Origin of the sequence: Pseudoalteromonas sp. AS84, assembly GCF_038900255.1 — a bacterium.
GTDB lineage: Bacteria > Pseudomonadota > Gammaproteobacteria > Enterobacterales > Alteromonadaceae > Pseudoalteromonas.
Genome location: NZ_JBBMQY010000003.1, coordinates 291,785 through 315,284, shown reverse-complemented (window position 1 = coordinate 315,284; position 23,500 = coordinate 291,785). Strand labels below are relative to the sequence as shown.

22 protein-coding genes and 3 tRNA genes are annotated in these 23,500 nt (G+C 39.4%); 5 read left to right on the top strand and 20 right to left on the bottom strand.

All coding sequences use genetic code 11. The features are described from left to right. Window positions 1-217: 217 nt before the first annotated feature. From WNY79_RS05670 to xerD, 9 genes are all read right to left on the bottom strand, one after another. Window positions 218-294 (bottom strand) — tRNA-Arg (locus WNY79_RS05670). Between the two features lie 74 nt (window positions 295-368). Continuing rightward, window positions 369-445 (bottom strand) — tRNA-Arg (locus tag WNY79_RS05665). Between the two features lie 38 nt (window positions 446-483). Next, window positions 484-576: transfer RNA gene (locus WNY79_RS05660), tRNA-Ser, on the bottom strand. 128 nt (window positions 577-704) lie between these two features. Beyond that, a complete protein-coding gene (locus WNY79_RS05655; protein WP_024597674.1) occupies window positions 705-887 on the bottom strand; it encodes a hypothetical protein in 183 nt (60 codons plus the stop codon). A gap of 324 nt (window positions 888-1,211) precedes the next feature. Beyond that, a complete protein-coding gene (gene lysS / locus WNY79_RS05650; protein ID WP_024597675.1) occupies window positions 1,212-2,747 on the bottom strand; it encodes a lysine--tRNA ligase in 1,536 nt (511 codons plus the stop codon). A gap of 26 nt (window positions 2,748-2,773) precedes the next feature. Beyond that, window positions 2,774-3,872 (bottom strand): peptide chain release factor 2 gene (gene prfB / locus WNY79_RS05645; protein WP_139016071.1). Its coding sequence is split into 2 segments (ribosomal slippage): window positions 2,774-3,796 and window positions 3,798-3,872, totalling 1,098 coding nucleotides; the frame shifts between segments, so codons are not numbered across the junction. Window positions 3,873-4,015: 143 nt separating this feature from the next. Further along, the gene (gene recJ, locus WNY79_RS05640) at window positions 4,016-5,737 is read right to left on the bottom strand and encodes a single-stranded-DNA-specific exonuclease RecJ (RefSeq protein ID WP_342875356.1); all 1,722 of its coding nucleotides are present in this window, start codon (window positions 5,735-5,737) and stop codon (window positions 4,016-4,018) included. Window positions 5,738-5,818: 81 nt separating this feature from the next. Further along, window positions 5,819-6,547 carry a bifunctional protein-disulfide isomerase/oxidoreductase DsbC gene (gene dsbC / locus WNY79_RS05635; protein WP_076925107.1) on the bottom strand — a complete coding sequence of 243 codons (729 nt, stop codon included), beginning with the start codon at window positions 6,545-6,547 and terminating at the stop codon, window positions 5,819-5,821. A gap of 63 nt (window positions 6,548-6,610) precedes the next feature. After that, the gene (gene xerD, locus WNY79_RS05630; RefSeq protein ID WP_024590718.1) at window positions 6,611-7,537 is read right to left on the bottom strand and encodes a site-specific tyrosine recombinase XerD; all 927 of its coding nucleotides are present in this window, start codon (window positions 7,535-7,537) and stop codon (window positions 6,611-6,613) included. Window positions 7,538-7,631: 94 nt separating this feature from the next. Between xerD and fldB the strand changes: the two genes are divergently transcribed. Beyond that, window positions 7,632-8,153, top strand: a complete 522-nt coding sequence (fldB, locus tag WNY79_RS05625; RefSeq protein ID WP_169044383.1) for a flavodoxin FldB — start codon at window positions 7,632-7,634, stop codon at window positions 8,151-8,153. Window positions 8,154-8,237: 84 nt separating this feature from the next. Here fldB and WNY79_RS05620 read toward each other — a convergent pair whose 3' ends face one another. From WNY79_RS05620 to WNY79_RS05605, 4 genes are all read right to left on the bottom strand, one after another. Continuing rightward, window positions 8,238-8,705 (bottom strand): YHS domain-containing (seleno)protein, encoded by a 468-nt coding sequence (locus tag WNY79_RS05620; protein WP_342875355.1) that lies wholly within the window; start codon window positions 8,703-8,705, stop codon window positions 8,238-8,240. A gap of 139 nt (window positions 8,706-8,844) precedes the next feature. After that, the gene (locus WNY79_RS05615; protein ID WP_342875354.1) at window positions 8,845-9,291 is read right to left on the bottom strand and encodes a DUF2147 domain-containing protein; all 447 of its coding nucleotides are present in this window, start codon (window positions 9,289-9,291) and stop codon (window positions 8,845-8,847) included. 168 nt (window positions 9,292-9,459) lie between these two features. Next, entirely contained in the window at window positions 9,460-11,169 is a 1,710-nt protein-coding gene (locus WNY79_RS05610; RefSeq protein WP_342875353.1) for a DUF4153 domain-containing protein, read from the bottom strand. 61 nt (window positions 11,170-11,230) lie between these two features. Next, on the bottom strand, window positions 11,231-11,929 hold the full coding sequence (locus WNY79_RS05605) for a methyltransferase (RefSeq protein ID WP_342875352.1): 699 nt from the start codon (window positions 11,927-11,929) through the stop codon (window positions 11,231-11,233). Between the two features lie 75 nt (window positions 11,930-12,004). Here WNY79_RS05605 and srmB point away from each other — a divergent pair, with 75 nt between their 5' ends. Both srmB and WNY79_RS05595 read left to right on the top strand, forming a co-directional pair. Then, window positions 12,005-13,231 (top strand): ATP-dependent RNA helicase SrmB, encoded by a 1,227-nt coding sequence (srmB, locus tag WNY79_RS05600; RefSeq protein WP_007376476.1) that lies wholly within the window; start codon window positions 12,005-12,007, stop codon window positions 13,229-13,231. Window positions 13,232-13,503: 272 nt separating this feature from the next. Continuing rightward, entirely contained in the window at window positions 13,504-13,824 is a 321-nt protein-coding gene (locus tag WNY79_RS05595; protein WP_010553266.1) for a BON domain-containing protein, read from the top strand. A gap of 216 nt (window positions 13,825-14,040) precedes the next feature. Here WNY79_RS05595 and WNY79_RS05590 read toward each other — a convergent pair whose 3' ends face one another. From WNY79_RS05590 to yaaA, 3 genes are all read right to left on the bottom strand, one after another. Continuing rightward, window positions 14,041-16,011: a methyl-accepting chemotaxis protein gene (locus WNY79_RS05590; RefSeq protein ID WP_342875351.1), complete on the bottom strand. Its 1,971-nt coding sequence runs from the start codon at window positions 16,009-16,011 to the stop codon at window positions 14,041-14,043. 361 nt (window positions 16,012-16,372) lie between these two features. Further along, window positions 16,373-17,329, bottom strand: coding sequence for a mechanosensitive ion channel family protein (locus tag WNY79_RS05585; protein WP_024598989.1), 957 nt, complete (start codon window positions 17,327-17,329; stop codon window positions 16,373-16,375). A 121-nt stretch (window positions 17,330-17,450) separates the two neighbouring features. Beyond that, entirely contained in the window at window positions 17,451-18,230 is a 780-nt protein-coding gene (yaaA, locus tag WNY79_RS05580; protein ID WP_170072478.1) for a peroxide stress protein YaaA, read from the bottom strand. Window positions 18,231-18,455: 225 nt separating this feature from the next. Between yaaA and tal the strand changes: the two genes are divergently transcribed. Next, window positions 18,456-19,406 carry a transaldolase gene (gene tal / locus WNY79_RS05575; RefSeq protein WP_024598990.1) on the top strand — a complete coding sequence of 317 codons (951 nt, stop codon included), beginning with the start codon at window positions 18,456-18,458 and terminating at the stop codon, window positions 19,404-19,406. Between the two features lie 202 nt (window positions 19,407-19,608). Continuing rightward, a complete protein-coding gene (locus WNY79_RS05570; protein WP_007583746.1) occupies window positions 19,609-19,797 on the top strand; it encodes a DUF3545 family protein in 189 nt (62 codons plus the stop codon). Between the two features lie 107 nt (window positions 19,798-19,904). Here the strand turns inward: WNY79_RS05570 and ung are convergent, their stop codons facing one another. From ung to WNY79_RS05550, 4 genes are read right to left on the bottom strand one after another with little or no spacing between them, the layout of a single operon-like run. Then, window positions 19,905-20,567, bottom strand: a complete 663-nt coding sequence (ung, locus tag WNY79_RS05565; protein WP_342875350.1) for a uracil-DNA glycosylase — start codon at window positions 20,565-20,567, stop codon at window positions 19,905-19,907. Continuing rightward, entirely contained in the window at window positions 20,564-21,424 is an 861-nt protein-coding gene (locus tag WNY79_RS05560; protein ID WP_342875349.1) for a cobalamin-binding protein, read from the bottom strand. Before WNY79_RS05560 ends, ung begins: the two co-directional genes overlap by 4 nt. Continuing rightward, the gene (cobO, locus tag WNY79_RS05555; RefSeq protein WP_170072474.1) at window positions 21,424-22,023 is read right to left on the bottom strand and encodes a cob(I)yrinic acid a,c-diamide adenosyltransferase; all 600 of its coding nucleotides are present in this window, start codon (window positions 22,021-22,023) and stop codon (window positions 21,424-21,426) included. The genes WNY79_RS05560 and cobO overlap by 1 nt, the downstream gene beginning before the upstream one ends. Further along, complete coding sequence (locus WNY79_RS05550; RefSeq protein ID WP_342875348.1) at window positions 22,016-23,500, bottom strand: cobyric acid synthase; 1,485 nt, start codon at window positions 23,498-23,500, stop codon at window positions 22,016-22,018. Before WNY79_RS05550 ends, cobO begins: the two co-directional genes overlap by 8 nt.

The window sequence follows — 23,500 nt, the reverse complement described above, 5'->3', positions numbered from 1 at the left end:
GCAGGAGGATTCGAACCTCCGACCGCTCGGTTCGTAGCCGAGTACTCTATCCAGCTGAGCTATGCACCCACTTTCATTTTTACTATTACTTGTTTTTACTCTAAGTGAGAGTTTATAAAGTGGTGGGCGCAGGACGTATCTTGTAAGAATGAACCTCCGACCGTTTGGCTTTAGCCAACACTTTACTTATTTATACTCTAAGTAGGAGTTTATAAAGTGGTGGGCGCAGGAGGATTCGAACCTCCGACCGCTCGGTTCGTAGCCGAGTACTCTATCCAGCTGAGCTATGCACCCACTTTATAGTTTACTTATTTTAACTCTAAGTAGAGCTTTTGCTTATTTAGACTCTAAGCAGAGTTATTAAAGTATGGTGGGCGCAGGAGGATTCGAACCTCCGACCGCTCGGTTCGTAGCCGAGTACTCTATCCAGCTGAGCTATGCACCCATACTTTAAAAATTTACAAAACACGCCATTAAAAGAAATGGTGGAGAGGGAGGGATTCGAACCCTCGATAGAGCTACAAACTCTATACTCCCTTAGCAGGGGAGCTCCTTCGGCCACTCGGACACCTCTCCGTCTTGTGGGGCGTATAATAAAGATTTCAGAAAATATGTCAAACACTTTTCTACCAAAAACGACTATATGGTTATAGATTGCACATATGCTTGGTTTAAAAGTGTAATTAGTTTGAAATTTAAGCGGGTTACGCGTTTTTATTTGAAGGATTAACACCTAGCACGGGAACTAAGTCATCAGTTAACTGAGCCAAATACTGTTCTTGGTAACCTAACTGTTGAAATTCAGCAATACAAGCACGGTAATAAGCATTTCGTTCTTGCTCTGATGTGCCCTCTTCTGAAAAATCATCTACTCGTTTGTCTTTCATACTATTATTCTAAGTCCTTTAAGAATCTATACTTAAACTGCTAAATACCAAGCAGTGTAAATTTCGTGCGTATTCTAGCTAAAACCTTTACATAAATACAACATATGTTTAAAAAACAATCATACTAAAAAGTTATAGCACTGTTAGTTTTAATATTAAAAACTGCCAATAACAATAAATTAGTGAAGCTGAATTGCACATTAACCAGCACTAATAACTACATTTAATTTTTAGTGTAGTACTTATTAATTAAAATACTAATACAAAATAAAAAAACGCCGCTATTAAGCGGCGTTTATTAACTTACTTTGTTCTACCCAAAGCTTAGTCAGCTTGCGGGCGCATATGCGGGAACAAAATAACGTCTTTAATTGTTGATGAGTCAGTAAACAACATTACTAAACGGTCAATACCAATACCTTCACCTGCAGTTGGCGGTAAGCCGTACTCAAGTGCGCGTATGTAGTCTTCATCGTAATGCATTGCTTCATCATCGCCTGCGTCTTTCTCTTCAACTTGGCGTGTAAAGCGCTCTGCTTGGTCTTGTGCATCGTTAAGCTCAGAGAAACCATTTGCAAGTTCACGACCGCCAACAAAAAATTCAAAACGGTCGGTAACAAATGCATTTTCGTCGTTACGGCGTGCAAGTGGAGAAACTTCCCACGGGTAGCCAGTAATAAACGTAGGTTGAATAAGCATGTGTTCTGCTGTTTCTTCAAATATTTCACACAAGAACTTACCTGGGCCCCAAACACAGTTTTCAGGAATTTTAACGTGCACTTGTTTAGCGTACGCTTTTAATTCGTCAAAGTGGTTTTCTGGGTCGTTAAATACCGCAGCATCAAACTCAGGGTTATACTTTAAGATTGCGTCCGCCATGCTTAAACGTGTAAACGGTTGGCCAAAGTCGTATTCAACTGAGTCAATCACTTCGCCGTTTTCGTCTTTAGTTGTATTAACTACAACTGCACTACCTAGTACGTTTTCTGCAACCGTACGTAGCATGTCCTCGGTGATGTTCATCAAATCGATGTAATCAGCGTATGCTTGGTAAAATTCAATCATTGTGAATTCTGGATTGTGACGCGTAGATAACCCTTCGTTACGGAAGTTACGGTTAATTTCGAATACACGGTCAAAACCACCTACCACTAAGCGCTTTAAGTAAAGCTCAGGCGCTATACGTAAGTACATGTCGATATCAAGCGCGTTATGGTGAGTTACAAACGGACGCGCAGATGCACCGCCAGGTATAACCTGCAGCATTGGTGTTTCTACTTCCATAAAGTCACGGTCTGCTAAAAAGCGACGAATGCCTTCAACTACTTGTGAACGGATGCGGAATGTTTCGCGCGTTGCTTCGTTAGTAATTAAATCAACGTAACGTTGGCGGTACTTTGTTTCTTGATCTGATAAGCCATGGAATTTTTCAGGCAACGGACGAAGTGACTTAGTTAATAATTGGTACTCAGTCATTTCTACGTATAAATCGCCTTTACCCGATTTATTTAATGCGCCTTTAACACCAATAATATCGCCAGTGTCTAGCTGACCATATTTTTCTTTAAGATCTTTTTGAACATCTTTAGATGCATACGCTTGTACGCGACCTTTCATGTCTTGAATTACAAAAAACGGTCCACGCTTTGCTAAAATACGGCCAGCGATAGACACAACTTCTTGCATCTCTACTAATTCTTCTTTGCTCTTATCACCAAACTGGGCTTGCAAATCAGCCGTGTAATGCTCACGACGGAATTGGTTTGGATGACCGTTGGCTGGGCAATTTTCGCGTATAGCATCTAACTTGCCGCGACGCTCAGCGATTAACTTGTTTTCGTCTTGGATTTTATCAGTCATTTTTTAGCTCTTTATTAGCTTGGTGGTTATAGGCCAGATTTAAGGCTGGCTTCAATAAATTTATCTAAGTTACCGTCAAGTACCGATTGGGTATTGCGGTTTTCAACGCCTGTACGTAAATCTTTAATGCGTGCGTCATCAAGTACGTATGAACGAATTTGACTACCCCAACCAATATCAGACTTAGCGTCTTCTTGCGTTTGTTTTTCAGCATTTTGCTGTTGTAGCTCAAGCTCAAATAATTTAGCTTTTAACTGCTTCATCGCTTGGGCTTTATTTTTATGCTGTGAACGCTCGTTTTGACACTGCACTACGGTATTTGTTGGTACGTGAGTAATACGAACCGCCGATTCGGTGGTGTTAACGTGCTGACCACCCGCGCCCGATGCACGGTAAACGTCTATACGTAAGTCTGACGGATTCATATCAATTTCAATGTTATCGTCAACTTCTGGGTATACAAACGCAGAAGCAAATGAAGTATGACGACGACCACTTGAGTCAAATGGGCTTTTACGTACTAAACGGTGCACACCAGTTTCGGTACGTAGCCAACCGTAAGCGTATTCGCCAACAAAGCGGACAGTTGCGCCTTTAATACCGGCAACATCACCGTCGGTCGCTTCAACTAGCTCAACTTTAAAGCCTTTAGCCTCGCCCCAACGTAAATACATACGAAGTAAAATATTACACCAGTCTTGTGCTTCAGTACCGCCAGAACCTGATTGTAAATCAAGGTAAGCATCGTTTGAGTCATGAGGACCCGAAAACATACGACGAAACTCTAAACCTTCTAACTGTCCGTTTAAATCAGCAAGCTCAGTTTGCGCTTCAACAAAGGTATCTTCGTCTTCAGCTTCTACAGCTAGCTCAAGTAAGCCTTCAACGTCGTCAGTACCGGCTACTAGGTTGTCGATTGTTTCAACAACCGCTTCTAATGCTGATTTTTCACGGCCAAGCGCTTGTGCGCGTTCAGGCTCATTCCATACGGCTGAATCTTCAAGCTCGGCGTTAACTTCTTCTAAGCGTTCTTGTTTAAGAGCGTAGTCAAAGGTACCCCCGAAGCAATTCAGTACGTTCGCGAATTTCCTTGATTTGATTAATCACAGGATTCACTTCAAACATGTACATCACTCCAAAATGGCTAGGTAATTGCGCCCCTTTAAATGGGATTTTCGCAATAAATTATCGTCAAATGATAAAAACGCCCGATTTTAACAAAAAACCGCGCGCTTTATTAGCATTTTATGCATGATATTACATATTTTTTAATGCACTTTTTCAAGCTCTCTAACTATTAATTGCAGCGTAAATTTACCTCTAAACTCATTTATATCGAGCTGATACGCTACTTTTACAAACTTGGCCTCTGTATCTGGCCACTCTTTTACATCAATACCAAAAGCAATGGCGTCAACTAATCGACCAGATTGGTGCTTTAACACGAGCTTTAAATGCTTTTCGCCTACTATGCGCTGCTGTATTACTTCAAAGGTATGCTCAAACACCGGCTCAGGAAATTGCTGACCCCACGGGCCCGACTGCTTTAATAGCTGGGCAAAATCCATTGTAAAGCAGTCGTTTGGCAGCTCGCCGTCGGTAAACACAATGCAGCGCTTACTTTCTTCACTTAGTTGCGCGCTAACTGCGGCATCAAACGCTTTTTTAAAGTCGTTAAAATGCTGCTCGTTAATACTTAAACCAGCGGCCATTGCGTGACCACCAAATTTATTAATTAAGTGTGGGTCGGCGGTATTAAGCCCTTCGAGTAAATCGCGCATGTGTAGCCCTTCAATAGAGCGGCACGAGCCTTTAATTTCACCGTTTTCGCCACCAGCAAATATAACGGTTGGGCGGTGGTATTTTTCTTTTAAGCGACCAGCCAAAATACCAATAACACCTTGATGCCAATCGTCTTGAAACAAACAAATAGCATCAGGGATGTTATCGTCGCTAAATGCGAGCCTATCAAGCACGGCTTGCGCCTCAAATTGCATGCCTTGTTCTATTTCGCGCCTTGCAAAGTTTAAGCTATCGAGCTCGCCCGCTATGCTGCGCGCTTGGTTTATATCGGTGCTAAGCAAACACGCTATACCCAAACTCATGTCGTCTAATCGCCCTGCTGCATTTAAACGCGGCGCAAGCGAAAAACCAAAATCACTGGCACTTAAACGTGAGGCATTACGATTTGCCACTTCAATAAGCGCGGTAATACCAGGGCGTGTTTTACCACTGCGAATACGTGCTAAACCTTGATGCACTAACGTACGGTTGTTCGCATCAAGTGCGACCACGTCAGCAACTGTACCAAGCGCTACAATGTCGAGTAAGTTAGCTAAATTAGGCGGCGGTTGCTGCTCAAAATAACCTAAGTCTCGCATTACGCTTCTCAGTGCTATTAATAAGTAAAAAGCAACGCCAACGCCAGCAATGGATTTAGACGGAAAATCACATTCATGCCTGTTTGGGTTTACTATTGCATCGGCATTTGGCAGCTGCTCACCTTGTAAGTGGTGATCTGTTACCAGCACTTTTATGCCAACCGCTTTTAAAATATCAATACCGGCAATACACGATATGCCGTTATCTACGGTGATCACTAAATCAGGTTTTATTTGTACTATTTGCTCTGCAAGCGCGGGGCTTAAGCCATAACCTAAGCTAAACCTGTCAGGAATTAAGTAATCTAAATGCTTAAAGCCAAACATCTCAAGGCCTTGCATTAAAGTTGCAGTACTTGTTGCGCCATCGGCATCAAAATCGCCAACTATTAATATTTGGCTTTGCGCTTTTAATGCTTCAATTAATAAGTCGCTGGCTTTGTCGATGTCTTTAAACAATTTAAAGTCGTGGAGCGTCGCTACGCTGTTATTTAGCTCTTCGGCATTGAATACATTGCGGTTAGCATAAATTTGTTTAATTACAGGGTGTAAATTACTCGGCAGATGCGAGTCGTCAACGTTTTCACGCGCAATGATTAGTTTTTTCATGCAGAGTTTTAACTTATTGAGTCGTATTAAAAAGACAAAAAAAGGCCATTAAGGCCTTTTTAATAATAACTAAGCGTTTAATTACGACGCTTTGTTAGCTTCTAATGCTGCTTTTAATGCTGCTGCTGGCTGGTAACCAGGGATCATCGTACCATCTTCTAAAATAATAGCGGGTGTGCCGCTAATACCAAAGCTTTGACCTAATTGGTAATGCTCTGCAACCGGTGCGCTACAGCCTGCAACTACTTTAGTGCTTGTGCCCGATTTAGCTTCTGTTAGTGCTTCTTGCTGATCGCGTGCACACCATACGTTCATTAAATCTGCGTAACCTGAACCTTGTAAGCCACCACGTGGAAACGCAAGGTACTTAACGGTAATACCCGCATCAAGTAAATCGTCTAACTCGCGGTGTAATTTACGACAGTAACCACAGCTAATATCGGTAAATACAGTAATACTGTGTTTTTCGTTTGGCGCTTTGTACACAATCATCGACTCTTCGTATTCTTTAATACCTTCAACACGCACGCCATTTAATGCTTGCTCTGTTAGGTTATTACGATTATTTAAATCAATTAACGTACCTTGCATTAAAAATTGACCATCTGGACTTGCATAGAGCACGCCTTTATTAGTGATCAATTCTTTTAAACCCGCTACTGGACTTGGATTAATTTGCTTTACAGTTACACCAAGCTCGGCAAATTTAGTAATAATAGGATCATTAGCATCTGGTGTTACAGCAACGCCATTTGCAAATGCACTAATACTTGTGCACAACATGGCACCTGCTAACATTAATTTTTTCATAACTTCTCTCTATCCTAAAAATACTTAATATATTGACCGGCTTAATGATATTTACTTTCAAACTTACGCACGCGGATGATGCTCTGCGTGTACCGACTTTAACCGTTCATTGGCAACATGGGTATAAATTTGCGTCGTTGATAAATCGCTATGGCCCAACATCATTTGTACCACACGTAAATCTGCCCCATGATTTAATAAGTGCGTAGCAAAAGCATGGCGCATAGTATGGGGCGATAAAGGAGACTCAACTGCTGCCAAAATAGCATAGTGTTTAATTCTATGCCAAAAGGTTTGTCGCGTCATGCCTACTCCGCGTTTAGATGGGAACACAAAATCGGTGGCATGTTTTATCATTTGCGCACGACCACCCTTTAAAAATTGCTCAAGCCAATACATGGCCTCTTCACCCAGTGGTACTAACCGCTCTTTATTACCTTTACCTTTTACAAACACCACTGCTTGGCGCAAATTAATTTGCTCCATGCGCAGTCCAACAAGCTCACTTACACGCAAACCCGTTGCATAAAGTAGCTCTAGCATGGCCTTATCGCGCAGTCCCATCGCTTCTTCGGTGTTAGGCGCATTTAATAATGCCTCAACTTCAGCTTCTGAGAGTGTTTTAGGTAACGACTGCCCTGCTTTTGGCTGAGAAATATTTAGCATGGGGGTGTCGCTAATTAGTTTTTCGCGCACAAAGTACTGATAAAAACGCTTTAGCGCACTAATACTACGTGCAGTACTGCGTGGTTTTAAGCCTAAATCGACTCGATGCGCTAAGTAACTTTCAACATCAAGCCCTGTTACCGTCATTAAATTTTCGCCTTTTAAAAATAGGCAAAACTTGTCTAAATCACTGCGATAAGCACTTAATGTGTTTTCGCTTACGCCTTGTTCTAAGTACAGGCTATCTAAAAAGGTTTCTAGGTAGTCGCTATTACTGCTCATACTGCTGTTATTTTCAAAAGAATCGTCAGATAGCGTTGTCACATTATGCTCTCATGCTTTGCTAAGGTATCAATTAAAAATACCTTACGGTAAACTTGAGCCTATCATATCAGGCAATTACACAGTGATAAATACGATGCAAATTGGTTTATTTTTTGGTTCTACTACGTGCTACACCGAAATGGCAGCAGAAAAAATTCGCGACATTATTGGTGCCGATATAGTTACCCTGCACAATATTAAAGACGAGCCACTAAAAAATGCAGAGCAGTACGACTTTATCATCTTCGGTATTTCAACATGGGATTTTGGTGAAATACAAGAAGACTGGGAGTCAAAGTGGGACGACATAGCCGACGTAAACCTAAATGGTAAAACCATTGCTTTATTTGGCATGGGCGATCAACAAGGTTACGGGCAGTGGTTTCAAGATGCGCTAGGCATGCTACACGACGAAATAAATACGCAAATATTTACTCAACTTGGTTTTTGGCCAAACGACAGTAGCTACGAGTTTGAAGCTTCAAAAGCATTGACGCCTGATGGTAAACAGTTTGTAGGACTCGCGCTAGACGAAGATAGTCAATACGAGCTAAGCGACGACCGCATTGCAACATGGGTTGAACAGGTAATGACTGAATACGGTGAAACGCTTTAATTCACTTATAAATACCGAAAAATAAAATAAAAAAGTGCGTAACTATAAAATTAGTTACGCGCTTTTTTATTAATATAAATCAATTTATTGAAACGTCATCACATTGGTTGTTTGTGGGTAGTACCCATCAGCCATAACAATGTACGGTAGTAAATTACTTAACCATTTTTGCTGCACGCTTTCGCTATAATTTAAGTAAAGCTTATCTTCGTGAATATAAAATGCTTCAGGGTCTATCCCTACGGCATTACCCTCATCAGCCATTGCATAAGCGCACCAGCCACCGTATTGCGGTGCATAACGCTTTGGGTTTTCTGCAAATGTCGTTTTGTTTTCTTCACTCGAAAAATGCCAGTCAGCACCTAAATAACTAAACGTATATTTGTCGCTACCTTTAACGGCTTTATTTTGCGTAAAATATGCAACGCTGTCGTACCCTTTAATAGCCGTGTTATTAAACCAACCCGTATTTACAGCATCATCCTTTGCGCTTGCTCCACCGCTTATTAACAGTGTGCTCAGCATTATTAAAGCAACTATGTACTTAATCATCTTTTTTCCTTTATTATTTACTCAAAATTGAATGCCAATTAAATATAGCTGGCTTAGTGAGTAAGAAAGGCAAAGCGCAAAAATGATTTCAGTTAATACTTAATTATTTAACGTTTAGTAAATAAATAAACAGTAAAACTTACTCTACTTTTAACCAATATTGATTACGGTAAAAAAAGCCAATGTAGCCGCGTACTTCGAGCTTTTTACCTTCATCCTGCGGGGTTAGTTGTAAAGTGTAGGTTTTACCATTTGTTGGGTCGAGTATTTCTCCGTCTCCCCAGATGCCATCATCTTGTGCTTTTACATCGGTGATTATAGTCATTCCTAAAATAGGCTGATCTTTTAACTCATCATCGCATTTACTACATATATCATTTTGTTTTGCAGGGTTAAGAATGGTTTCAACTTTGCCGCTTAATACACTGTTGGTTTGGGTAATACGTACATACGACTTAGCTTGGTTTGTATCCTCATCAATCGTTTTCCAAAGGCCTACAGGCGTAATAGCAGCAAACACACCTTGGCTTGCAAAAATGGTGGCTGTTAACGTGCTAAGGAATGCTAATTTATTTAACTTTTTCATTGTGTTGCCTTTTAAATTAAGTGGCTAATGGCTAAATCATATCAGGTGATTCATAAACACACTATTAAAGCGCCGTACCTAAAATAAAATAAAAAACTAAAAGCAAAAAACCTAAACTAATAATCATTAGTTTAGGTTTAAGGGGCAGTAGCATAAAAAAGTTACGTATTACCTCACTTTAAAAACAACATCCCCTATTTTTAGATTTGAATATTCAGGCACAACTAAAGATAATTCGTTATTATCAATCATGCTTTTAAGGTATCTAATCTCTTCAGGATTTTCGACATTCATATACCTTGATCGCCACTTACCCATGTCGAATAACCAGAAATATGCGGCTATATTTTCATTACTTTCGTCAATCACTATAAAATCGAGTTCATCATCTTTGTTTAAATCCATGCCAATGAAATAGTAAGTATGTTCTTTTAAAGAGTTACGATCGTAAAAATGTTGTTCAGAAAATACTGCCTCTATTAAACCTTGAGGTATTAGCGCTTGTGATGGCCAAAATACACTGCGCTCAATAAAATCATCGACTGTGTGTTCAAGCGTTAAAGCAAACTCATTATTTACATACATCCTATCGATGATAGCGTATTGCTCTGGGTGACTCGTTTCAATTTTCTGTTTTAATAACTGCATAGCTAAATAACCTTGGCGTCCTAAGCTGTACTCAAAATAGTAATAGTCAAACTTTTCTATTGTTACTTTATCTGCATCTAAACGCGCTATTTGGCTGTTTGTAGATAAGCTTTGAAAATTTAATAAAGGGGAGTTAACAGCAAGCATACTAACGAGCACCACCCACCCCATCACAATATTTATTTTGCTAAGCGGCTCTAGCCAATTGTCTCGCTTTGTTATAATTCCAACAAGATAACTAAACGAAAAACACGCCAATAAAAACCAAATCAAAATGCCCCAACAACGATCTACTGTTAGCCCATGCTGCTCTACCCGTAAGTAAATTCCATAGGCTGAAATAACACTATAAACTGGAAGTAACGCAACGCTTATAAAAACGAGTCGGTGCAAGAGCAAGTGATAAGGGCGAACTGATGAGTCGTCTTTATAAACAGTGTTAACAAAAAACAACGTGAGCACCTGCAGCCACATTACTAATAAACTGCCACTTCCGGTCTCCCATAATTTATTGAGTCCGGTAAAAGGAAGTGTTGCTAAAAAACCGAGAGAAATAACTGATAAAACAGGCAATAAAAACTTAATTAAAGTTTGTAGTAAAAAAGCGATATTATCTTCAATGTTCAAAAGCTTTCTAAATATGATACTCGCAAAGGCAAATGCGAGCGTTAAGGTTGGGATCCAAAACCATTCATCTCTTAGTAGCTCAGAGAAAAAATTTATATCTAAAATATCAAATAAAGCCGCACCTAAATTTAGTATTCCCCAAAAAATAAGTACGAACAGCCAGCATTCTCCAAAAATTATAAAATTACGCCAAGAGAGCTTAAACAAACGACTGTAGCTAACATTTTCTGAACTACCAAATTGTTGAATGTACATAAGGCCTTTAAAGCCAGCTATTAAACTAGTAAAAATAAAAACTGATATTAAATTGCTATTACTTACGTACTCTTGAGGCTCTTGCTGAAAGCCTGCATACGCACCCAGTAAAGATAACAACAAGGAAAAAGGAAGGATTAAAAGTAACGACGTTTTTATATTATTTTTATTAACGGTCATTAGCATTAATAAAGGAAAGCTCATAGAAAATGTAATAAGTGAGACTAACCATGTAGGGCTTGTTGCTGGCCACACATTATTTTCTATACTGCTATATAAAAGGGTAAGAGCAATAGCCTGTACTACGGCAAGTATAATTATAAAGGATTTTGGTAACTGACTATCCATATCTGTTCTCAACAATAGGTTTTAGTCAGTTTGCGTTATTCGTTCCTATTTTACAATTGCTTCACATTTTCAAATAAAATGCTTTGCACAGGGCTATATAATCAGCGGTGTAGGTATTATCTAAGTTTCTAATACACAGAATTGATGTTTCTATATCGCTTTTTACGTAGCTAAATGTCATTAAACTGCGGCTAATATCTTTATTAGGCGTGGCTTTTACTTGGCAGTGAGTATTTAAATAAAGCCCATTTTGAGTAGCAAGCTCAATAAATAATGCGCCTTCAACGCTTGGGAGTATTAAGCTAAAGCGGGAACCACTATGGCTTAAATGTTTAAACGCATTAATTAACTCTTCAAAACTTAGGCCGTCCGTATGGCGTGCGGCATTACGCGCAGCATTATCGCCTTTTAAACTGTCATTAAAATACGGTGGATTAGAGATAACCACGTCAAATTTAACTTCACTACTAAAGCGCTGAATAGTTTGGTGCGTAATACTTATAGTTGGCCACGGACTATTAGCTACATTTTGTAATGCTTGGGTATAGGCGCTTTCGTCAATTTCTACCGCAGTTATACCAAGCTCATTACTGCGCTGCTTACACATTAGTGCTAGTAAGCCGGTTCCGGTGCCTATATCAAGTAATGACTTTGCACCGCTTAAATTAGCCCATGCGCCAAGCAAAATGCCATCGGTAGAAACTTTCATTGCACAGTGGTCGTGTTCAACTTTAAATTGTTTAAATACAAAACCAGACATTTTTTCACCTTTTCATTCACCAAGCGCAGCATAGCGCGTATAATCAGGGTAATTGTCCCTTATTTTAGACACTCTATGCAATTTTCTGAATTTGATCTTGATAACAAGCTACTCGATGCCATTAATAAAATGGGCTACGAGACGCCAACCAGCATTCAACAACAAGCTATTCCTGAAGCACTACAGGGGCGCGATATTTTAGCATCTGCGCCTACTGGTACAGGTAAAACAGCGGCATTTTTAATTCCGGCTATTCAGTACTTACTGGATTTCCCACGTCGTGACCCTGGTTTTGCGCGCGTCCTCGTTATGACCCCGACTCGTGAGTTGGCTTATCAAATTCATGAACAATGTGAACTGCTAGCTAAGCGCACACACCTAAAAATTGGTGTAGTAACAGGCGGTATTAACTACGGCACGCATAAAGAAATTTTTGAAAAAAATAACGATATTTTAATCGCCACACCAGGACGATTAATGGAATACCTAGAAACCGAAAACTTTCATGCTGAACATGTAGAAATGCTTATTATTGATGAAGCAGATCGCATGTTAGATATGGGTTTTAAAAAAGAAATGAGCCGTATTTGTGACGAAGCTAAAAATCGTCGCCAATGTTTTTTATTCTCAGCAACACTTGAAGGTGACAGCGTAGAAAGGTTTGCTGAAAAAACATTAAACGACCCAGCTCTATTAGAAGCCGAATCGTCACGTAAAGAAAAGGCTAAAATTCACCAATGGGTACATTTAGCCGACGATTATCATCACAAACTTGAATTATTAGTTAATACGCTAAAAAATCCTGACGTAACTAAAGCGATTGTGTTTGTTAAAACTCGCGAACGCTTAGAAACATTGATTGGCGAACTTACAACTAATGATGTAAAAGCAGCGTGGTTACGCGGCGAAATGCCACAAGACAAACGTATGAAAGCCATGGAAAACTTCCACAGTGGTAAAACAAGCATATTAGTTGCTACCGACGTAGCTGCACGTGGTATTGACGTATCTGACATCAGCCACGTTATTAACTTTGATATGCCGCGTACTGCCGACGTATATGTACACCGTATTGGTCGTACTGGCCGTGCTGGTAAAAAAGGGATAGCAATATCGCTAGTTGAAGCACACGATATTGGTATTTTATATAAGGTAGAGCGCTACGTTGAACAAAAATTAAAACGCCGTGTAATTAGAGGTGTCGAGCCACAGCATAAAGAAGCTAAGCCACCTGCTAAAAAGCGTAAAGATCCAGTAAAAATGAAAGCCAAGAAAAAGGCTAAGGTTAAAAAGAAAAAGTAACCTAAAACATTTTTATACTAAGCCGACTTTTGTCGGCTTTTTAATGCAAGCCTTGGAGGCTCTGCTGTTTGTACCTGTTACATATGTAACCCAAGCATGTAACTCATACTCATTTAAATGTAATTTTTGCCCACCTGAATTCCCAATTAATAAAATTCCCTTATATTTCATGGCGTTAATATTGGCACCGAAATTGTAACTACAAAGATAACCTAGCCGATGGAATTTCCATATTGTGGCTGCACTATTCACCGTAATGTAAGGATTAAGTTATGAACCGCTTCAAGTTAACTATCGCTTTAGTATCATTTTGTTGTTTATTTTTATTAGCTTGCGCTACAAAGGTAAGTGCAGCAACCAACATGGCCGTAGTAAGCAGTGTAGCCACTCAACCTAACTTACAACAAGCTATCACCAACACCCTACGAACTAATCCTAACCTAGCGTTAAGTGATATTCGTGTGCAGGTAAAAAATGGTGAAGTAGATTTATACGGTGAAGCACAAACTGGTTTTCAGCGCGCACTAGCTCAAAAGTTTTTAGAAAATATGGATGGCGTAAAAATCATTCGTAATAAAATTAGCGTTATTTAACATGTTAGAATAAAACATAAATATGTTGGAAGTTTGTAATTTACGAGCTCATCGGTTGCAAAGTGTCTCACCAACTCTAATATTTATTTATGCGCGTGCACTATTTGGCACGCGCTTATTTACGTCTTTTATGGTACGTCCCTGTAACATCCTACCGTAGTTATATCTGTATGATTAGCGTCATTAAATCAAAGATTTCTAAATTAATAGAGTAAGTTAAAGACTAAACTTTTGGGCCTCATCATTTAAACCGTTTGCCATCCTAGACAATTCGCTACTTGACTGTGCAATATCTCTAACTGCCTGCTCGGTCTCTGATATACCCATATTTATGACACCTATATTTCGTGATATTTCATCGATGGTGGTTGCCTGCTGCTCAGAGGCGGTTGCAATTTGAACAACCATATCAAAAATTTCATCTACTGCTTTGCCTACATTACTATTGATTAAGTTTGCTTTCTTAGCTATTTCCTGAACTTGAGTTGTTTGTCCTACATTGTCTGTCATTGCTTTAACAGCTGCGTTACTGGCACTAACAACAGCTTCAATGATCACTTCAACCTCCATTGTAGACTCTTGCGTAGACTTAGCTAAGCTTCGTACTTCATCAGCAACAACAGCAAAACCACGCCCTTGTTCACCAGCTCTAGCTGCTTCAATTGCTGCGTTCAAAGCAAGTAAATTAGTCTGATCAGCTATCTTTTTAATAACGCCTAATACATTCACTATTTTTTCTGAATTATGCTTCAACTCCGTCACTTCATGTGCTGATTTTTTTGTAGCTTCTCCAAGAGAAACAAGTGCGTTGTAAGTACTATCATTATTTTCAGAGCCTTCTCGAGCCATTCTTTGAATATTTTCACATAATAATGATGCACTAGCAGTTGTACTCGCTATCTCTTTTACTGTTTCAGTCATTTCGGTAGTGGCGGCTGCAACTTGTATAGTTTGTGCTTGCTGCTCGGTAACTGCTAAGCTAGTTTGCTCAGTAACTGAGGCAAGCTCTGTTGCTGTACTGCCTTGCTGAACTGCAACGTTAGATAATTCACCAATCATTTTTCTGAGATTTTCTAACATGGTATGCAATGCAACTTGTAGCATGCCTACCTCATCGTGTGAATTAACTTCGATATTACTGCTAAGATCTCCTGCCGCCACTTTTTTAGCAAAAGTGGAAGCTACAATTATTGGAGTCGCTATTTTTCGAGAAAAGAAAACACCAATAAATACAACAACAATTGCAGCTACAATTATAGAAATCACACTAAAAAGCACAGTCTGATGGACTGGTGAAAATGCTTCTGATTCGTCAATTTCACTTAATATAATCCAGCTAAAATCTCCAATTTTTATACTATCGAAGGCAGAAAGTACGTTATTTCCATTATAATCTTTTATTATTTTAGTACCATGTTGAGCATTTAAAGCTAAATTTACAGCCTCTGTATCAGCACCATTATTTGTTACAGTTCCTGCAAAACTTGCTTTGAGTGAATGTCCTTCTGGGTCAAGATATGAATCAGAACGCATTAGCTTATCTTCTCCAACTAGGTAACTCTCACCAGTTTCTCCCATCCCTTCGCGAACACCCATTATTTGATTAGTCCCTTCACTTGAAAGCTGCAAAGCAACTATTGTATCGCTACCATCAACAGGTATAGCAATAAACGCAGCGGGTTCTCCATTACTTGGTGCATACGGTTTGTAATCAGCAATACTAAAACTTTTAGATTGTTTAACCTCTTTAATTAAATCTCCTAAATTTGAACTCGCATATTTCCCTTTTAATATGTTTGTTTGATAATCAGATTCTCTAGCTTGAGTGTAATAAATAAGCCCATTGTTATTAATTAAAAACACATCGTAATAGTCATACCTCTGTATATATTCTGTAAAAAAGCGATCATAGTTGTCTTCCTCAAGCTGCGGAACAATTAAAGCCAAAAGCTCAATATCTGCCCTTTTTTGATTAAAATAATTTTCGATCTGAGTTTTTTTTATTTGATTAATCGCCTCAAGCGACTGAGATATATTGTATTCGACGCGTGATTTTGATTGTAATGTAGAAATTGTAGTAATTATGAGGGCGGGTATTATCCCTACGAGTAGGAAAATTAATGTTAGCTTAGTTTTTAAACTCCAGTGACTCGTTTGAAAAGCTGAACTTTCTTTCTTGCTTGGCATTTGTATTTACTAAATAAAGAGCAGTTAAGTTAAATCTAGCCTACCAAAAGCTAAAAATGAATTTATTTATTCAAAAAACCCGAATTTACAGAGGGAAACAAACAAAATAGGAACATAAAACCACTAAAATGCATTTATTATCCAAACACCTCGTTGTTTATGTATTTGTAATGGTTACAAGTTTATTTATTGCGCTCTTATGGGAAAATGATAATTTATACTTATATGAAGGGACTTAACTTTAAAATTAGAAATATCATTTATTTTATAAAATGTCTAAAAAGCGCGTTTTACTCTGTAAAAACGCGCTGTTGGTAAGTAACTATTTCCCAATGCTTTTGCCTAATGAGCTTTAACTAAATTACTCACTTTGGTTAGAGTCAGTCCCCTCACCACTGTCTTTATTTGATGATTGCTGGCTTATTTTATCGCTTATCATAGCATCGAGTTTTTCGCCGCCTTTAATACCAAAATCTAAAGTACGAATTGGGAATGGAATACTAATATCAGCTTCATCAAGTGCCTGCTTAACGGCAACAACACCTTTGTGGCGTACCGTCATGAAATCCGGCTCACCTGGGTATTTAATCCAAAACCACACCAGTAAGTTAATGCTGCTGTCGCCAAAACCTTCGGCGTATACTGCGGTTTCATCTTTGCGTATTACAAAGTCAAATTCGTTAATTTTATCGACGATGACGTCTTTTGCTTTTTCTATGTCGTCGCCGTACGAAATACCTACGGGTACTTCTATGCGCCTAACACCTAGCGTGGTGTAATTTTTTAGTACGTTTCTAAATAATACTTTGTTTGGTACCAGTATTAACTGCCCATAAAAGCTCTCTATTAGCGTGTTACGTAGGTTTATAGAATGTATTGAACCAAACACATCATCGGTTTCTATTACGTCACCTGTTTTAAATGGCTTACGTACACCCATTGCTATACCTGCAATTAGGTTTTCGGTCATGTCTTGAAACGCAAAGCCAATGGCTAAACCCACAATACCCGCACCAGCAAGTAGCGAGGTAACAGTGCCTTTTAAGCCAACAAAATCGAGCGCTATAAATAAACCTATACACAACACAATAACTTTAAAAATTGACGCCATTAAGTCGGCAATTTGTGTTGAGTCGAGTGAGCGGCGTAATATGTTTTTCATCAGCTTGCCAGCAAAGCGCGCCAATATTGAAAACACAATTGCGATCAGTATCGCAACTATAAAATTAGGGATATGGCTTATTACAACATCAAACCACCCTCCGAGCTTTTCTTCTATTAGTTTTTCGGCTTCGTCAATTGACGGAATGCTGATCATTTTATTTGCACCTATTTAATTAGTGTTCTCATTAATATTAGATGAGATTGCAAATATAACGCCAACATCAAAAAAGCCATGCAATGCATGGCTTTTAAATTTTTTATTTAAGCTTATAAACCTAATTTTGTTCGTCGCGCATAAATACAGGCTCAAGCTCTTTAGCTGTTGCCTCTGGGCTAAAGTAATAACCTGCTACCGTAAACTCTTTAAGTTGGCTTAACTGCGTTACTTTATTTTCGATAATGTAGCGCGCCATCATGCCGCGTGCTTTTTTAGCGTAAAAGCTAATAACTTTATATTGACCGTTTTTACAGTCTTTAAAGTGTGGGGTAATAATTTGTGCATTTAATGCTTTTTTATCTACCGCTTTAAAGTATTCGTTTGAAGCAAGGTTAACTAAATATTGTGCGTCTTGCGCTTTTAATACGTCGTTTAGTTTATTCGCTATAACGCTACCCCAAAACTCGTATAAGTTTTTGCCACGCGAGTTTTCAAGCTTGGTGCCCATTTCAAGACGGTAAGCTTGCATTAGATCAAGTGGTTTTAATAACCCGTATAAACCCGAGAGAATACGCAAATGGTTTTGTGCGTAATCAAGCTCGCTAGCTTTAAGCGTACTTGCATCTAAACCGCCATATACATCGCCATTAAAGGCAAGTGCGGCTTGTTTAGCATTATTTTGTGTAAACGGTTGTGCCCACTCGCTAAAGCGCGCAGCGTTAAGTCCAGAAAGCTTATCGCTAATTTTCATTAAACTGCCAATTTGCGCTGGTGTTAGTTCACGGCATACTTTCATGAGCTCTTCGCTGTGCTCTAGTAATTCAGGCTGAGTGAACTTGTCTGTTGCGGGTGGCGTTTCGTAATCAAGATTTTTTGCAGGTGAAATAACAGTGATCATAGTTAGCTATTGACTTGTAATTTATTTAGTGTCAATTTCAACATTAAATGAAACGAAAAGCACGTTTTGTTTAAATAAATCCTCTCTTAATAACCCATGCATTGCCGTTTTTTTATTGATCAGGACATAAGACCTATCAAGCATTGTCACACTGTTGCAGTATGGATTGTATATATTAAGAGTGATCAGATTTTTCTTTTAACTTGCTTGGAATGAGGAAAGCAAATGACTTCAGCTCTACAAAGGCTAAAACAACATTCATCTATTGTGGCCGACACTGGTGATATTGAAGCTATTAAAAAGCATCAACCAGAAGATGCAACTACAAACCCGTCACTTTTATTAAAAGCGAGCGAGATTGAAGCATATAAGCCTTACCTAGATAAAGCTTGGAGCTACGCAAAAGAAACCGAGCAAGAGCCTGCTAAACAACTTGAACTAGCTTGTGATTACTTTGCCGTATTACTTGGTAAAGAAATTAGCGAGATTGTACCAGGTTATATTTCTACTGAAGTAGATGCACGCCTTTCGTTTAATACACAAGCTACAATTGATAAAGCACATACCCTACTTAGCCTTTACGAAAAAGAAGGTGTAAGCAAAGACAAAATTTTAATTAAAGTAGCGTCTACGTGGGAAGGTATTAAAGCCGCTGAGCAGCTAGAAAAAGAAGGCACTAAATGTAACCTTACTTTATTATTTAGCGATGCCCAAGCTCGCGCGTGTGCCGATGCAAACGTATTTCTAATTTCGCCATTTGTTGGTCGTATTTTAGATTGGCACGTTGCTAACGGTATGGAAAAACCAACCGATCCGCTACAAGATCCAGGTGTTCAGTCTGTACGCAGCATTTTTGAATTTTACAAACGCCATGACTACAAAACAGTTGTGATGGGTGCAAGTTTCCGTAATACAGGCGAAATTATTGCACTTACAGGTTGTGACAAGCTAACTATTAGCCCTAATCTTTTAGAAGATTTAGGTAACCTTGAAGGCGCACAAGAATATTTGCTTGAAAGCGATGTTCCACAAGAGCCAAAACCAGAGCCACTTACAGAAGCACAGTTCCGTTGGTTACATAACCAAGATGCTATGGCTACTGAAAAACTAGCTGAAGGTATTCGCTCTTTTGCTGATGCACAAGAACAACTAGAAGCGCGCTTTAAAGCAATGTAATTTGCTATAATCGTGTTTTAAAAAACGTCGCTATAGCGGCGTTTTTTTATGCCTAAAATACGCTACTCCTCTATATAATCTTCGTATAAACCTTCATCAACTCATCACATCCTCGTAACATAACTGTCACTTTTTTGTTCTATTTTAGTTATGCCTGTGGTATAGGTATTCTTGAGGTCAATAAAATCAATAGGAGAAGTTCATGGATAGCCTAAACGATATATTAGAGATATTAGAAGGACCAGATACAACAAGGAAAACCTCTCAGAAAAATAAAAAAAGAAAATGGCGTGAAATAGAAGCAATAAAAGACAAACAACGCCTACGTAAAGAACTACAAGAACTAGACTACTTTACAGACAGTATTGCGATTGAAGAGCTCGATTTTTAATTCAATACGCCCCAACTAAACAAAAAGGCTTCCGATATATGGAAGCCTTTTTTAATGCGCTGAAAATAGCTGCATGAGATAAATTTATTATTCAGAGCCCAGGTTATTTACACCTGCCAGTTAATCGGTTTTTCATCTTGGGCTTGTAATAGCTCATTCGTTTTTGAAAAATGCTGACAGCCAAAAAAGCCTCTATGCGCCGAAAGCGGCGATGGGTGTGGCCCTTTTAAAATATGATGGCGAGCGCTATCTATGCCTTTCCCTTTTTTTTGTGCATGTGCACCCCATAAAATAAATACCACACCTTCGCAGTGTTTATTAATATGCGCTATTACATTATCGGTAAATTGCTCCCATCCTAAATGCTTATGAGAATGCGCTTGCCCTTGCTCAACTGTCAATACTGTATTGAGTAGAAATACACCCTGATCTGCCCAACTTTGCAGGTACCCGTGTTCAGGAACAGCAAAACCGCTGATATCGGTAGCTAACTCTTTGTACATATTTTTAAGCGACGGCGGCAGCTTTTTTACATCAGGCAATACCGAAAAACACAAGCCATGCGCTTGCCCTTCTCCGTGGTATGGGTCTTGTCCTAAAATTACAACGCGGATGTCATTTAGTGCTGTGGCATCAAAAGCACTAAATACTTGAGGTTCAGGCGGATAAACAGCAACACCTTCATTGCGGCGATTAGCCACATACTCTAACGTTTCCTGCATGTAAGGTTGCTGTAATTCACTTTCTAAAAATGTAGCCCAATCGCTCATTGTGTACTCTTAATCTGTTTACGTGATGCGTCTATTTTATCACACATATCCGCGAGTCCATCTAGCATCCGCGGAGTAAAACGATGTAATAAATCGGCATTCACGCTAATAAATTGATCATTTTTAACAGCGGGCACTTCTGGCCACTTTTGCCAATTAACAACCGGCTGTGGTGTTTTTGATTTTTCATCAGGGATAATAATAACTTGTGGCTTAGTAACAATGACATTTTCGATACTAATTTGCGGGTAATCTGTAACGCTCTGTGCAAATACATTACTTACATGGCATGTTTCAATCAGTTGGCTTATCCATGTATTTTTACTTACTGTCATCATGGGCTCAGCCCATAACTGATAAAACCCGGTAATATTTTTTTTATCTTGCTGGCTTTTAACAATACCATTTAGCTTATGTTTAAATGCATTTGCCGCTTGCTGGCTTTGCTTAATGTTCCCTGTAAATTCACCAAAAGTAAGTAACTCGTCGGCTACACCAGCGATTGTGGTGGGATTACTTAAATATACTTTTATGCCAAGGCACTCTATTTGGGCTAAATCTTCGCTTTGATTTCCGCTTTTCCACGCAATTACTAAGTCAGGTTTAAGCGCCAACACTTTTTCAAGTGAGATACCGTAATAACCGCCTATGCGCTCAATACTTTTAGCCTCAGCAGGATAGTCGGCGTAATCAACCGTGCCCACAATATTATCGCCCGCCCCTATGGCAAATAGATTTTCGACTATATGTGGTGCAAGCGCGATTATTCGCAGTTTTTTAGAATCATTAACCTGCTCTGCAAGTGCACTGCCCGATACACTAAAAAGCAGTAGCCCAATAAAAAACGCTTTAAACATTAGTAATCAAACCCTTCGAGCGCTTTTATGCCTGAGTCGAATGCGTGCTTTACATTACGCACTTCGCTTACTGTGTCGGCAAGGTCGGTTAAAGTACGGTGCGCTGCACGCCCGGTAATAATAACTGACTGCATTGGCGGGCGGTTATTAAGCGCTGTTACTACTTCATCTAAATCAACGTAGCCGTAGGTCACCATATACGTAAGCTCATCGAGTAATACTAAATCAATACTGCTATCAGCAAGCATGCGTTTTGACTCTTGCCATGTTGCTTGCGCGGCTGCGGTATCGGCTTCTTTATTTTGCGTATCCCAGGTAAAACCGGTGTTCATTACAACAAACTCAACACCTGCACCTTGTAATAAATTACGCTCGCCACATTCCCAAGTACCTTTAATATATTGGCAAACGGCTGCTTTTTTACCATGCCCAACACAGCGAGCTACAACGCCAAAACCTGAGGTTGATTTACCTTTACCATTACCCGTAATAACCTGAAAAATACCTTTTACATCTTGCGCGGCTGCAACGCGCGCATCCACTTGTTCTTTTACTTTTTGTTGGCGTTTTTGGTGTTTATCGTTGTTTTGTTCAGTCATTATTGTGCCCTTCATAAATCGAGATAATTTGCTGTATATTTAAATGCGTTTCGCACATGGTTGCTAATCTTTCTAACTGCTGCTCGCGATGAGTGGCAATACTAATTGGATTAATTGAGGCACCTGGTTTTACCCATTTTAAAATTTGCGATGTAGCATCGGCTTCATCAAACAAGCCATGTAAATAGGTGCCTGCAACGGCATTATCATCGCTAATAAAGCCATCTGTTTTAAAGCCATTTGGGTGGCTTTTATTAAAGGTTATAAATGGCTTATTAAGCGCTGCACCTTGGCTAATTCCTGCATGTATTTCGTAACCACTACAGGGTGTTGATTGGTTATTTAAAAGTAGTGTAGCGGTTATTTTAGTTAATACTTTTTGTGCTGTCAGCGTGGTTTCAAAATCGCATAGAGCAAGTCCATTTACTTGCTTTAATGACGATTCAATACCATCGGGATCGTTGAGCGTATTGCCTAGCATTTGCATGCCGCCACAAATGCCAAGTACTTTTCCACCATAGCGTAAGTGGCGTTTAATTTGAGTGTCCCAGCCTTCATTTTTCAAAAAGGTTAAATCGCCCAGTACATTTTTACTGCCAGGGAGAATTATCAGATCAACGTCTGGGATAGTTTGCGTGTGGCGCACATAATTTATATTAATATTGGGGTGCAAACGCAGTGCATCAAAATCAGTATGGTTACTAATGTGGGGAACAAGTAGCACTGCAATATTAATTGTGGCGTTGGTTACATTATTATCAATGGCGACGGCGTCTTCAGCATCAAGCGCAAGATCGTGCAAATAAGGTAATACGCCAAGTACGGGTTTGTTTGTGTATTCTTCAAGCCAATCAAGCCCACCTTGCAGCAAACTTATATCGCCTCGAAAGCGGTTTATAACAAAGCCTTTTACTCGTGCCTGTTCTGACTCGCTTAGTAGCGCTAATGTACCCACTAAGTGTGCAAACACACCGCCTTTATCTATATCGGCAATAATAATAACGGGGCAATCTACCTCTTCGGCGTAACCCATATTGGCAATATCGTTTTCACGCAGGTTTATTTCAGCAGGACTCCCTGCCCCTTCAACAAGGAGTAAATCAAAGCGTTTAGCTAAGCGGTTATGTGAGGTAATTACCGCATCCATCGCCACTTTTTTATAGTCGTGATATTTGCCCGCTTCCATATTACTAATGGCTTTTCCATGAATAATAACTTGCGCGCCCGTATCGCTATTAGGTTTAAGTAAAATAGGATTAAAGTCTATTTCGGGCTCGACTTTAGCGGCTATTGCTTGCAAGGCTTGCGCACGGCCAATTTCTCCGCCACCTTTTGTTACCGCGCTATTAAGTGCCATATTTTGTGGTTTAAAAGGCGCAACCTTTACCCCTCGCTTAGCAAACACTCTGCAGAGGGCTGCAACTAGGGTGCTTTTACCAGCATCTGATGTAGTGCCTTGAACCATTAAGGTTTTCAT

Excerpts from the sequence above, each read along its gene's own strand:
- WNY79_RS05655 (WP_024597674.1), bottom strand. The coding sequence starts at position 887 with ATGAAAGACAAACGAGTAGATGATTTTTCAGAAGAGGGCACATCAGAG.
- lysS (WP_024597675.1), bottom strand. The coding sequence starts at position 2,747 with ATGACTGATAAAATCCAAGACGAAAACAAGTTAATCGCTGAGCGTCGC.
- recJ (WP_342875356.1), bottom strand. The coding sequence starts at position 5,737 with ATGAAAAAACTAATCATTGCGCGTGAAAACGTTGACGACTCGCATCTG.
- dsbC (WP_076925107.1), bottom strand. The coding sequence starts at position 6,547 with ATGAAAAAATTAATGTTAGCAGGTGCCATGTTGTGCACAAGTATTAGT.
- fldB (WP_169044383.1), top strand. The coding sequence starts at position 7,632 with ATGCAAATTGGTTTATTTTTTGGTTCTACTACGTGCTACACCGAAATG.
- WNY79_RS05620 (WP_342875355.1), bottom strand. The coding sequence starts at position 8,705 with ATGATTAAGTACATAGTTGCTTTAATAATGCTGAGCACACTGTTAATA.
- WNY79_RS05615 (WP_342875354.1), bottom strand. The coding sequence starts at position 9,291 with ATGAAAAAGTTAAATAAATTAGCATTCCTTAGCACGTTAACAGCCACC.
- WNY79_RS05610 (WP_342875353.1), bottom strand. The coding sequence starts at position 11,169 with ATGGATAGTCAGTTACCAAAATCCTTTATAATTATACTTGCCGTAGTA.
- WNY79_RS05605 (WP_342875352.1), bottom strand. The coding sequence starts at position 11,929 with ATGTCTGGTTTTGTATTTAAACAATTTAAAGTTGAACACGACCACTGT.
- srmB (WP_007376476.1), top strand. The coding sequence starts at position 12,005 with ATGCAATTTTCTGAATTTGATCTTGATAACAAGCTACTCGATGCCATT.
- WNY79_RS05595 (WP_010553266.1), top strand. The coding sequence starts at position 13,504 with ATGAACCGCTTCAAGTTAACTATCGCTTTAGTATCATTTTGTTGTTTA.
- WNY79_RS05590 (WP_342875351.1), bottom strand. The coding sequence starts at position 16,011 with ATGCCAAGCAAGAAAGAAAGTTCAGCTTTTCAAACGAGTCACTGGAGT.
- WNY79_RS05585 (WP_024598989.1), bottom strand. The coding sequence starts at position 17,329 with ATGATCAGCATTCCGTCAATTGACGAAGCCGAAAAACTAATAGAAGAA.
- yaaA (WP_170072478.1), bottom strand. The coding sequence starts at position 18,230 with ATGATCACTGTTATTTCACCTGCAAAAAATCTTGATTACGAAACGCCA.
- tal (WP_024598990.1), top strand. The coding sequence starts at position 18,456 with ATGACTTCAGCTCTACAAAGGCTAAAACAACATTCATCTATTGTGGCC.
- WNY79_RS05570 (WP_007583746.1), top strand. The coding sequence starts at position 19,609 with ATGGATAGCCTAAACGATATATTAGAGATATTAGAAGGACCAGATACA.
- ung (WP_342875350.1), bottom strand. The coding sequence starts at position 20,567 with ATGAGCGATTGGGCTACATTTTTAGAAAGTGAATTACAGCAACCTTAC.
- WNY79_RS05560 (WP_342875349.1), bottom strand. The coding sequence starts at position 21,424 with ATGTTTAAAGCGTTTTTTATTGGGCTACTGCTTTTTAGTGTATCGGGC.
- cobO (WP_170072474.1), bottom strand. The coding sequence starts at position 22,023 with ATGACTGAACAAAACAACGATAAACACCAAAAACGCCAACAAAAAGTA.
- WNY79_RS05550 (WP_342875348.1), bottom strand. The coding sequence starts at position 23,500 with ATGAAAACCTTAATGGTTCAAGGCACTACATCAGATGCTGGTAAAAGC.